We start from the raw sequence: 11,399 nt of genomic DNA on the forward strand, positions 1-11,399 counted from the left end.
TACATGTTTCCCCATAGGAATAACCAAAGTGATTAAATACCATTTCAATTCATTACTCTGAGTCAGTAGACTCGCGCACCAATCGATTTTCCCCCTAGGGCTTGAGGTGACTGATGCCATTGATTCTTCTGCTTGTACTCCTGGTGCTGTTCAGCCCGCTGGCCATCGACATCTATCTGCCCGCCATCCCGCAGATGGCCGAGCAGCTGGGGGCCGAAGTGACCCTGATGCAGGGCACCATCACCTGGTTCCTGTTCAGCATGGGGCTGGGTCAGCTGCTGGTGGGGCCGCTCGCCGATCGCTACGGGCGCAAACCTATCGCCCTTGGCGGTGTGCTGCTCTACGGCCTGAGCGCCCTGGCCGCCGGTTTTGCGGCGAGCCTCGGTGAGCTGATGCTGGCGCGGGTGCTGCAAGGCTTCGGTGCCTGTGCCACCTCGGTCGCCGCCTTCTCTGTGGTGCGTGACAGCTATGGCCCCAAGAAGAGTGGTCAGATGATCTCCTACCTGAACGGCGCCATCTGCTTCATTCCCGCCCTGGCGCCCCTGCTCGGTGGCTGGCTCACCGCCAAGGCGGGCTGGTCGGCCAACTTCTGGTTTATGGCCGGGTATGCCGTTGTGGTAGGCAGCTGGCTGCTGTGGCGCATGCCGGAGACCCGCCCGGAGGAGACCAGCAGCAGCGGCCCGCTCATCAGCTGGTCCCGCTACAGCCCTGTGCTGCGCTCCCCGAGCTTCCTGTTCAACGCGGCGCTCTGCATGCTGGCGATGGCGGTGATCCTGGCCTATGTCACGGCGGCGCCGGTACAGCTGATGGTGAAGCTGGGTCTGGACATGAACGGCTTCAGCTACTGGTTCACCGCCAATGCGGCGCTCAACATCCTGGCCTGCTTCCTGGCACCGCGCTTCATCGCCAGGGTGGGACCGAGACGCACCCTGCGCATCGGCCTGCTGGTGCTGCTGATGTCGGCCATCCTGCTGACGCTGACCATGCACCTGGCGCACCCGTTGGCGATGATGGGGCCTGTGTTTCTCTCCAGCATCGGCTTCGCCATGATACTGGGCGCCGCTGCAGGCATGGCGCTGGCACCCTTCGGCCACTGCGCCGGGACCGCGGCCGCCCTGCTCGGCCTGTTCCAGATGAGCGGCTCCGGCGCCCTGGTGGGGATCACCGGTTGGTTGATGCCGGATCCCCTGAGCCAGCTGGCCCTGCACATGTGGCTGCTGCTGCCGCCCTTGCTGATGCTGATGACGCGGCAGGGTCGCCGCCTCTGCCTGCAGCCTTGATGCGCGGGGGCAGAGCCCCGGCGCCGATGGATAACGTCGCTTGCACAGGCCATAAATCCTGTGCTCTGATGAACGAAACGGGGGCTTAAGGCCCCCTTCTTTTTTGGGCGCAGCGTCGCCAGGTGCCATCATATTGGACAGTTCAGCGGAGAATCCCATGAGTCAGACAATCAACGCCGCCCTGGTGGGTTACGGCTTTGCAGGACAGACCTTCCACGCCCCCTTCCTGACCAGCACCCCGGGCCTTGCCCTGCGCCGGGTGGTGAGCCGTGATGCCGCCAAGGTGCAGGCCGAGCTGCCGGGCTGCCGCGTCGGCACCCTGGACGAGGTGCTGGCCGACAGCACGGTCGATCTGGTGGTGATAGCGACCCCGAACGATACCCATGCCCCCATCGCCCGTCAGGCCCTGCTGGCGGGCAAGCACGTGGTGATCGACAAGCCGTTCGCGCTGGATCTGGCCGAAGCTGAGGCGCTGGTCGAGCTGGCCGAGAAGCAGCAGCGGCTGCTCAGCATCTTCCACAACAGGCGCTGGGACGGGGACTTCCTCACGGTACGCCGCCTGCTGGCGGAAGGGGCGCTGGGCAAGATTGCTCAGTTTGAATCCCATTTCGATCGCTACCGCCCACAAGTGCGTCAGCGCTGGCGGGAGGCGGGCGGCCCGGGTTCCGGGCTCTGGTTCGATCTTGGCCCCCACATCCTGGATCAGTCGCTGCAGCTGTTCGGCCAGCCGGACTGGATCCAGGCGGATTTGGCCGCCCAGCGTCCGGGTGCGCTGAGCGATGACTACTTCCACGTGGTACTGGGCTATGGCGAAATGAGGGTCGTGCTGCACGGCAGCTGCCTGGTCTCTGCCACCATGCCGCGTTTCGTCATCCACGGCAGCGAAGGATCCTTCATCAAGTTCGGCATGGATGTGCAGGAGGAGCAGCTCAAGCTCGGCCTGCGCCCGCCTGCGGCGAACTGGGGCCAGGATCCCGAACCCGGCCAGCTCAGCCGCATGGTGGAGGGGCAATCCCTGGTGCAGGCGGTGAGCGGGGAGGCCGGGGATTACGGCGCCTACTACCGCGGTGTCTGCGCCGCCATCAGGGGGGAGGCCGGCAATCCGGTGCCCGCGGTGGAGGCCCTGGCGGTGATGGCACTGCTGGATCTGGCCAGAGAGAGCGACAGCCAGGGGCGGCGGCTGAGCTGTCAGAAGCTGTCTGACTGAGGGCACGTTCACGATACCGGTGACGGCTGCCGAGATGGCAATGATTGACTGACAATCGTCCTCTTGTTGGTGTTTAATTGTGCAGTAGCGCGTCAATAAAGGCGTATTGTATTAATATTTGTCGTTGCAGTAGTTCTTTTTATCTAGCCAACGAGAAAATATCATTGTGATACGCGTTTTCATTGGCCGCATATGGGGATATATTTCGCGCGCCTCCTGACTCCCGGTGGCTCGCTGTTTGACCGGGAGCGAAGACGCACAGTGATGGTTATTGACACCATCTCTCCATCTTTTTTTGAGGGTATGCACATGAACAAAGTACTGGTAGCCGGTATCCTGGGTCTGATGTTGACCGCCTGTGGTCAGAAAGAAGAAGCCGCCGCTCCGGCCGCCGACGTTGCTGCAACTGTTAGCGAAGCTGCCTCTACCGTAGAGAAGGCCGCTTCCGAAGCGTCTGCTACCGTCGAGAAAGCTGCTGCTGACGTGGCCACCAAGGCAGAAGCTGCTGTGAGCGATGCCAAGGCCAACTAAGCCTGCACCTCATAAAAAACGGGCCCGGCGTTAACGCCGGGCCCGTTTTTTTTATGGCCACTGTGGGCAATCGCTCCCCGCTCAGGGCAGCGGCTCCACCAAAAGAATGTGGGAGTCGGCCCCCACCACTTTGACCCGGCTGCCCGCCGGCAGCGGCACAGGGCAGCGCACCGTCCAGACGGTGTCATCCAGATGCACCCGGCTGGTGCCCTGGCTCACTTCATCGAGCAGGGTCAGCTCCCGTCCCAGATAGCTCTGCATCCGCTCGTTGATGGGGGCCGCCGCATCGCGGCTCGAGCGGTCGCGCTTGTGCTGCCAGCGCCACCAGGCCCAGGTGGTCACCAGAGACTGCGCCGCAAACAGCAGCAACTGGGCCTGCCAGCCGAAGGGCCAGATCAGCAGCAAGATCCCCACCTCCAGGGCGGCTATGCCGGTCCAGAGCAGAAATCCCACCGACCCCAGCACCTCGATGGCCAGCAGCACGAAACCGAGCCCCAGCCAGTGCCAGTGGGTCAGTCCCTCGAACAGGGCTGTCATGACTTGCCGACCTTGCCATCTTTGTTGAACAGCTCGGCCATGCCCGCCACCGAGCCAATCAGGCTACCTGCCTCCAGCGGCATCATGATGATCTTGCTGTTGGGCCCTTCACCTATGCGGGCCAGGGCCTCGGTGTATTTCTGGGCCACGAAGTAGTTGATGGCCTGCATATCCCCTTCCGCTATGGCTTTTGAGACCATATGGGTCGCCTTGGCTTCCGCCTCGGCGGCCCGCTCCCGCGCCTCGGCGGCGAGGAAGGCGGCCTGGCGTTCCCCCTCGGCTTTGAGGATCTGGGACTGTTTCTCCCCTTCCGCTTTCAGGATCTTGGACTGGCGCACCCCTTCGGCCTCCAGCACCTCGGCCCGTTTCTGGCGTTCGGCCTTCATCTGGGCATTCATGGCTTCCACCAGGGCGAGCGGCGGGCGCACATCCTTGATCTCGATCCGGGTCACCTTGATGCCCCAGGGGGCTGTGGCAGCATCCATGGTGCGCAGCAGCTTCTCGTTGATGGTGTCGCGCTGGGAGAGCATCTCGTCCAGCTCCATGGCGCCGAGCACTGTCCGCATGTTGGTCATGGTGAGATTGCGGATGGCACTGGTGAGATCGTTGACCTCATAGGCCCCTTTGCGGGCATCCACCACCTGCACGAAGCTGATGGCGTCTATGGTGACGTTGGCGTTGTCCCGGGAGATCACCTCCTGGGCCGGGATGTCCAGCACCTGCTCCATCATGATGATCTTGTGGCCGACTCTGTCCACATAGGGGATCAGCAGGTTGAGGCCCGGGGTCAGGGTACGGGTGTAGCGGCCGAAGCGCTCCACGGTCCAGTTGAAACCCTGTGGCACTATCTTGATGCCCGCGCTCAGGGTGGCCAGCACCAGGAACACGAAGATCCCCAGCACAATCAATGACTCATTCATGGTAAAGCTCCTTATGAAACACTTTCACTAGCCTAGAGTCTGGTGCGAACCGCCACAAGGACATTCGCTCCCCTTTGCCACGGCACGGCTTTACTAATTACTAAAACGCATTAAAGAGCATTTTTTATTATTTTGAGGGATAAGGACTCCTGCCTATAGTCGCCCCAGATGTCGTCGTATGCCGAGGAGTGGGCCTGATGGATTATTTACCTATGTTTGCCAAGTTGGAAGGCCGCCCGGTATTGCTGGTGGGCGGGGGCGAGGTCGCCCTGCGCAAGGCGCGCCTGCTGCTGGCGGCAGGTGCCCGGCTGACCCTGGTCTCTCCCGAGCTCGAGCCCGACTTCCATGAATTTGCCGGTCGCTTCACCCATCTGGCGGCACGCTTCGAGCCGGCCCATCTGGCCGGCCAGATCCTGGTGGTGGCGGCGACCGACAGCCTCGAGGTCAACGCCCTGGTCTACCAGAGCGCCAATCAGCTCGGGCTTTTTGTGAATGTGGTGGATGACCCCGAGCGCTCCAGCTTTATCTTCCCCTCCATCATCGATCGCAGCCCCATCATGGTGGCCGTCTCCAGCGGCGGTAAGGCCCCCGTGCTGGTGCGCCTGTTGCGCGAGCGGCTCGAGAGCCTGCTGCCCCGCCATCTGGGCGGACTGGCCGAGCTCTCCGGCCGGGTGCGCAGCCGGGCCAAGCGGGTGCTGGCCTCCCTCTCCGATCGTCGTCGCTTCTGGGAGCGCGCCTTTGCCTCCAACACCCTGGCCGGTCTGATCGAGAAAGCCGATTGGCAGGGGGCCGAGAACTGGCTCAATGAGGGGCTCGACAAGGCCCAGACCGAAGTGGGGGAAGTGGTGCTGGTCGGGGCGGGCCCGGGGGACCCTGGCCTCTTGACCCTCAAGGCGCTGCAACAAATTCAGCAAGCCGAAGTGGTGCTCTATGACCAGCTGGTCTCCCCGGAGATCCTGGATCTGGTGCGCCGCGATGCCACCCTGGTGTCGGTCGGCAAGAAGGCCGGTGCCCACAGCGTGCCCCAGGAGGAGACCAATCGCCTGCTGGTGGAGTACGCCAGGGCGGGCAACCGGGTGGTGCGGCTCAAGGGGGGGGATCCCTTCATGTTCGGTCGCGGCGGCGAGGAGCTGGAAGTGCTGGCAGAGGAGGGCATCCCCTTCTCCGTGGTGCCCGGCATCACGGCTGCCGCCGGTGCCACCGCCTATGCGGGCATTCCGCTGACTCACCGCGACCATGCCCAGAGCGCCGTCTTCATCACGGGCCACTGCCAGAAGGAGGGCAAGGAGCCCGACTGGCAGCAGCTCGCGGCCACCAACCAGACCCTGGTCATCTACATGGGGCTGATGCGCTCCGAGCACATCCAGCTGCAGCTGGTGGAGCATGGCCGAAGCGCCGCCACCCCCATCGCCATCATAGAGCGGGGCACCACGGCGCGGCAGCGGGTGCTGACCGGCACCCTCGACGATCTGGCGGAACTGGCCCAGCAGGCGGTGAGCCCGTCCCTCATCGTCATCGGCGAGGTGGTGGCCTTGCGCAAGCAGCTCGCCTGGTTTGGCGAGCAGGGTGGTGAGCGGGCCGAGGCAGAGGCGAGCCACCACGAACTCAAGCTGGTGAGCCTGGCCTGAGGGCAGGCCGCGACAGCAACCGATTTGACGGTGCGGCCAAGGCGGCACCGAACTGAACCAGAACCGCGCCCCGAGCAGGCGCGATAGCAATGAACCGAGGACCCAGACATGGACCGTGAAAGACTGACACACCTGCAACAGCTGGAAGCCGAGAGCATCCATATCATCCGCGAGGTGGCCGCCGAGTTCGAGAACCCGGTGATGATGTACTCCATCGGCAAGGACTCCTCCGTCATGCTGCACCTGGCCCGCAAGGCCTTCTACCCGGGCAAGATCCCCTTCCCCTTGCTGCATGTGGACACCAACTGGAAGTTCAAGGAGATGATCAAGTTCCGGGACGAGACCGCCAAGAAGTACGGGCTGGATCTTATCGTCCACAAGAACCCGGATGGCCTTGCCATGGACATCAACCCCTTCGTACACGGCAGCGGCAAGCACACCGACATCATGAAGACCGAGGGGCTCAAGCAGGCGCTCAACAAATACGGCTTCGATGCGGCCTTTGGCGGCGCCCGCCGCGACGAGGAGAAGTCCCGTGCCAAGGAGCGGGTCTACTCCTTCCGTGACAAGTCCCACCGCTGGGATCCGAAGAACCAGAGACCCGAGCTGTGGCGCGTCTACAACAGCCAGGTCAACAAGGGGGAGAGCATTCGGGTCTTCCCGCTCTCCAACTGGACCGAGCTGGATATCTGGCAATACATCTATCTCGAGAACATCGACATAGTGCCGCTCTACTTTGCCGCCCATCGCCCGGTCGTTGAGCGCAATGGCATCAAGATCATGGTGGATGACGAGCGCATGCCCATAGGCCCGGAAGACGAGGTGAAGCAGGAGCTGGTGCGCTTCCGTACCCTGGGCTGCTACCCGTTGACCGGGGCCATCGAATCCAATGCCACCACCCTGCCCGAGATCATCGAAGAGATGCTGCTCACCACCTCGAGCGAGCGGCAAGGGCGGCTCATCGACCACGATCAGGCCGGCTCCATGGAGCAGAAGAAGCGTCAGGGCTATTTCTAAAAAAATGTTCTAAGGAATCGCATCATGAACAACCATATTCAGACCGCCATCAGCGAACAGGGCATTGAAGCTTACCTGCACGCCCAGCAGCACAAGAGCCTGCTGCGCTTTCTCACCTGCGGCAGCGTGGACGACGGCAAGAGCACCCTCATCGGCCGCCTGCTGCACGACTCCCAGCAGATCTATGAAGATCAGTTGAAGGCGCTGGAGTCCGACAGCCAGAAGCTCGGCACCACCGGCGAGAAGCTGGATCTGGCACTGCTGGTGGACGGCCTGCAGGCCGAACGCGAGCAGGGCATCACCATAGACGTGGCCTACCGCTATTTCTCTACGGCGAAACGCAAATTTATCATCTCGGATACCCCAGGCCACGAGCAGTACACCCGCAACATGGCCACCGGCGCCTCCACCTGCGATCTCGCCATCATATTGATCGATGCTCGCAAAGGCGTGCTGGATCAGACCCGTCGCCACAGCTTTATCGCGAGCCTGCTCGGCATCAAGCAGTTCGTGGTGGCGGTCAACAAGATGGATCTGGTGGAGTTCAGCCAGGAGGTGTTCGAGCGCATTAGTGCCGAATACCGCGAATTCGCCAGGAAGCTCAGCGTCGACACCATCCACATAGTGCCGGTCTCGGCCCTGGACGGTGACAACGTGGTCAACCAGAGCGACAAGCTGGCCTGGTACCAGGGCGAGACCCTGCTCTCCCTGCTGGAGTCTGCCGAAGTGATACAAAATGCGGAGCGCGAGCTGGAGTGTCACCCGGTGCGCCTGCCGGTGCAGTACGTGAACCGCCCCAACCTCGATTTTCGTGGCTTCGCGGGCACCCTGGCCTCCGGCATCCTGCGGGTCGGCGACAAGCTGGCGGTGCTGCCGTCCGGCAAGGAGAGCACAGTCACCCGCATCGTCACCTTCGACGGGGATCTGGAGTACGCCCTGCCGGGTCAGGCCATCACCGTCACCTTCGCGGACGAGATCGACATCAGCCGGGGTGACCTGCTGGTGGATGCGGCGAAAAAGCCCCAGGTGACCCAGAATCTGCTGGCTCACATCGTCTGGATGGGGGAGGAGTCCCTGCAACCGGGCCGGGTCTACGACGTCAAGCTGGCCACCAAGAAGAGCCGCGGCCAGGTGGAGGCCATCCGCCACCGCATCGAGATCAACAAGCTGGACGAGCTGGATGCCTCCGAGCTCAAGCTCAACGAGATCGGTCTGTGTGAATTCAGCCTGACCGACCCGGTGGCGTTCGACCCCTACAAGGAGATCCGCGATACCGGCAGCTTCATCCTGATCGACCGTCTGACCAACGTCACCGTGGGCGCGGGCATGATAGTGGAAGGGCTGGCGGCCAAGGCAGTGAAAGGGCAGTACAGCGAGTTCGAAGTGGAGCTCAACGCTCTGGTGCGCAAGCACTTCCCCCACTGGCAGGCGCTGACCATCAGCAACGATTCCGGCAAGGAGTAAGCCCATGACCTGGCAACAATCCCTGGTGCTGGGTCTGCTGGCTGCCCTCGTCGCCCTGCTGATCCAGGGCAAACTCCGGCCGGCGCTGCTCTTCTCGGGCGCCGTGCTCATCACCTACCTGAGCGGCCTGGCGGACATCAACGCCGTGGTGGCGGGCTACACCAACAGCGCCCTGCTGACCCTGGTGTTGCTGCTGCTGGTGTCGCTCGCGGTGGAGAAGACCCGGATCATGAGCTGGTTCGCCAACCTGGTGGGCACCGGCTCCTTCAACAAGGTGCTGGTCAAGGTGTGGTTCTCCACCGCCTTCCTGTCGGCCTTCGTCAACAACACCGCCGTGGTGGCCTCCATGCTGGGGGCGGTCAAGCGCAACCCCAACCATGCGCCCTCCCGGCTGCTGCTGCCCATGTGCTTCGCGGCGACCTTTGGCGGCGTGCTGACCCTGATCGGCACCTCCACCAATCTCATCGTCAACAGCTTCCTCATCAAGATGGGGGCCGAGCCGCTCGGCATGTTCGACTTCTTTATGGTCGGTGGGGGCACTCTGCTCACAGGATTGGCGGCCGTGCTGCTGTTTGCCCGCTATCTGCCGGAGCAGGACACCGAGATGAGCCGGGAATCCGGCTACTTTCTCGAGGCCAAGGTGGGGGCCGGCTCGCCCATGGCCGGGCGCAGCGTCAAGGAGAACGGCCTGCGCAGCCTCAAAAGCCTCTATCTCGCCGAGATCATTCGCGGCAACCAGGTGATCTGCCCGGTGCAGCCGGAACACGAGCTGCACGAGGGGGACATGCTGCTGTTTTGCGGCGACGTGGAGAGCGTCGGCGTGCTGCAGGAGCTCAAGGGGCTGGATCTCTACGGCCAGCACCGGCTCAACGGCCAGCACCTGGTGGAGGTGATCGTCAGCCACAGCTCGCGGCTGGTGGGGCAGACCATCAAGGATGCGGAGTTTCGTACCCACTTCGATGCTGTGGTGCTGGCGGTGCGCCGGGGCGAGACCCAGCTCACCGGCGGCCTCGGCCAGATTGAACTGCACGCGGGGGACACCCTGCTGCTGGCACCCGGCCCCAAGTTTGCGGGCAACAAGTCCCTCTCCCGGGAGTTCGTGGTGGTGAGCGGGCTGGAAGCCTCCACCCGGCTCGATGGCAAGCGCAGCGCCGCCGTGGTGCTGGGCTTTCTCGGGGTGCTGGCGCTGTCGGTCTTCGATCTGGTGCCGCTGTTCAAGGGGTTGCTGCTGATGCTGGTGGCGCTGCTGCTGACCCGCATCCTGACCCTGGACGAGATCCGCCGCCGCTTTCCGCTGGACATCTGGCTGGTGGTGGGCGGGGCGCTGGCCATCGCCGATCAGCTGGAGAAGAGCGGGCTGGCCAGGTTGATTGCCGACTGGCTGATGGGGGAGTTCAACGGCTCCAGCCCCATCATCGCCTTTATCGGCATCTACCTGTTTACCCTGGTGCTGACCGAGCTGATGAGCAACAACGCCGCCGCGGCCCTGGCCTTCCCCATGGGTTACCAGCTGGCGCTCAGCATGGACGTCTCCACCATGCCGTTTATCCTGGCGGTGCTGTTTGGGGCCAGCTCCAGCTTTATACTGCCCTACGGCTACCAGACCAACCTCATGGTCTATGCGGCGGGCAACTACAAGATGCCGGATTACCTCAAGCTGGCGGTGCCTGTCTCCCTGGCCTACAGCATCGGGGTGATCGTCATGGTGCCCCTGCTGTTTCCGTTTTAAGGCGCAACCCTCTTCGTTTTGGGGCCCTGATGCCTCGCAAGGAGTTTGAATGAGCAATATCGTGTGGCATGAGCATGCCGTCGACAAAGAGAGCCGCTCTGAACAGAAGGGGCAGAAGCCCCTGGTGATCTGGTTCACCGGGCTCTCCGGAGCGGGCAAATCCACCCTGGCGGGGGCCCTGGAGCAGGCGCTGGCGGCGCAAGGCAAGCACACCTATCTGCTGGATGGGGACAATGTGCGCCACGGCCTGTGCGGGGATCTCGGCTTCGATGACGCCGCCCGTCAGGAGAATATCCGCCGGGTCGGCGAGGTGGCAAAACTGATGGTGGATGCGGGCCTTATCGTGCTCACTGCCTTTATCTCGCCGTTCCGTGCCGAGCGGGAACTGGTACGAAGCCTCCTGGGGCCGGACGAATTTGTCGAGGTATTTGTCGATGCGCCGCTCGCCATCTGTGAAGAGCGCGACCCGAAAGGGCTCTACAAGAAGGCGCGAGCCGGGGAGATCACGAATTTTACCGGTATCGACTCCGCCTACGAGGCACCCGAGCAGCCGGAAATCCACCTGCTCAACGCCGGTAAGCCGGTGGAAGTGCTGGTGGAGGAGCTGCTGACTGCTCTAAGGCTGCGGGGGTTGATCGATTAAGGTGTATTGTCTGGGCGGATGATTGATAAGCAAGGGGGCGTATGCCCCTCTTGTTTATTTATTTCCAATTATTTTTCTTGTTGTCACTGATTAACGGCTTAATGGAGCATATTATATGATGCCCAAAATGTTAAATATCCTCTGGCTAACGTTTAAGCTATGTGGTGCAAGCCGCACCGCAGCGAATCCTCACACAAAAACGCATTGTTAAAGCATTTTTCATTCGGCATTCACTGCATCACCATAAGCCACCACATATGTGACTTCCCACTGCGAGCCTTGCACGCGATAAGAGCTGGAAACAAGACGGACATTTACTACTGCATTAGCTCCCAGGGCGAGATCGCGAACGTTTATTGAGCACATTTACATGATTTGACCGATGTCGCGGGTTATGATCTTATGCTCCCTTTTCGGGAACCATTTCATGTCCATCGACGCTT

Annotated in this window: 10 protein-coding genes; 8 read left to right on the top strand and 2 right to left on the bottom strand. The window is 62.3% G+C overall.

Annotation, left to right across the window (positions count from 1 at the left end; translation table 11 throughout):
* The first annotated feature begins 113 nt into the window (after window positions 1-113).
* The 3 genes from ACB030_RS19220 (at window position 114) to ACB030_RS19230 (ending at window position 3,018) form a co-directional block, all read left to right on the top strand.
* Window positions 114-1,280, top strand: coding sequence for a multidrug effflux MFS transporter (locus tag ACB030_RS19220; RefSeq protein ID WP_371162011.1), 1,167 nt, complete (start codon window positions 114-116; stop codon window positions 1,278-1,280).
* Between the two features lie 157 nt (window positions 1,281-1,437).
* Complete coding sequence (locus tag ACB030_RS19225; RefSeq protein WP_371162013.1) at window positions 1,438-2,487, top strand: oxidoreductase; 1,050 nt, start codon at window positions 1,438-1,440, stop codon at window positions 2,485-2,487.
* A gap of 309 nt (window positions 2,488-2,796) precedes the next feature.
* On the top strand, window positions 2,797-3,018 hold the full coding sequence (locus ACB030_RS19230; protein WP_371162015.1) for a hypothetical protein: 222 nt from the start codon (window positions 2,797-2,799) through the stop codon (window positions 3,016-3,018).
* A gap of 81 nt (window positions 3,019-3,099) precedes the next feature.
* On the opposite strand, the gene ACB030_RS19235 is transcribed toward ACB030_RS19230, so the two are convergent.
* Together ACB030_RS19235 and ACB030_RS19240 are read right to left on the bottom strand one after the other, a co-directional pair.
* Entirely contained in the window at window positions 3,100-3,555 is a 456-nt protein-coding gene (locus ACB030_RS19235; protein WP_371162017.1) for an NfeD family protein, read from the bottom strand.
* Window positions 3,552-4,475: an SPFH domain-containing protein gene (locus ACB030_RS19240; RefSeq protein ID WP_205642436.1), complete on the bottom strand. Its 924-nt coding sequence runs from the start codon at window positions 4,473-4,475 to the stop codon at window positions 3,552-3,554. The genes ACB030_RS19235 and ACB030_RS19240 overlap by 4 nt, the downstream gene beginning before the upstream one ends.
* Window positions 4,476-4,672: 197 nt before the next feature.
* Here ACB030_RS19240 and cysG point away from each other — a divergent pair, with 197 nt between their 5' ends.
* The 5 genes from cysG to cysC all read left to right on the top strand — a co-directional run bounded on the left by cysG (window position 4,673) and on the right by cysC (window position 10,956).
* Window positions 4,673-6,103 (top strand): siroheme synthase CysG, encoded by a 1,431-nt coding sequence (cysG, locus tag ACB030_RS19245; protein WP_371162020.1) that lies wholly within the window; start codon window positions 4,673-4,675, stop codon window positions 6,101-6,103.
* Between the two features lie 108 nt (window positions 6,104-6,211).
* Entirely contained in the window at window positions 6,212-7,120 is a 909-nt protein-coding gene (cysD, locus tag ACB030_RS19250) for a sulfate adenylyltransferase subunit CysD (RefSeq protein ID WP_106885853.1), read from the top strand.
* Window positions 7,121-7,144: 24 nt separating this feature from the next.
* Window positions 7,145-8,584, top strand: coding sequence for a sulfate adenylyltransferase subunit CysN (gene cysN / locus ACB030_RS19255; RefSeq protein WP_371162022.1), 1,440 nt, complete (start codon window positions 7,145-7,147; stop codon window positions 8,582-8,584).
* Window positions 8,585-8,588: 4 nt separating this feature from the next.
* Window positions 8,589-10,313 (top strand): SLC13 family permease, encoded by a 1,725-nt coding sequence (locus ACB030_RS19260; protein WP_371162024.1) that lies wholly within the window; start codon window positions 8,589-8,591, stop codon window positions 10,311-10,313.
* 49 nt (window positions 10,314-10,362) lie between these two features.
* A complete protein-coding gene (gene cysC / locus ACB030_RS19265) occupies window positions 10,363-10,956 on the top strand; it encodes an adenylyl-sulfate kinase (RefSeq protein WP_371162026.1) in 594 nt (197 codons plus the stop codon).
* Window positions 10,957-11,399 lie beyond the last annotated feature (443 nt).

The organism is Aeromonas sp. S16(2024), assembly GCF_041403065.1.
In the GTDB taxonomy this organism is placed as follows: Bacteria; Pseudomonadota; Gammaproteobacteria; order Enterobacterales; family Aeromonadaceae; genus Aeromonas.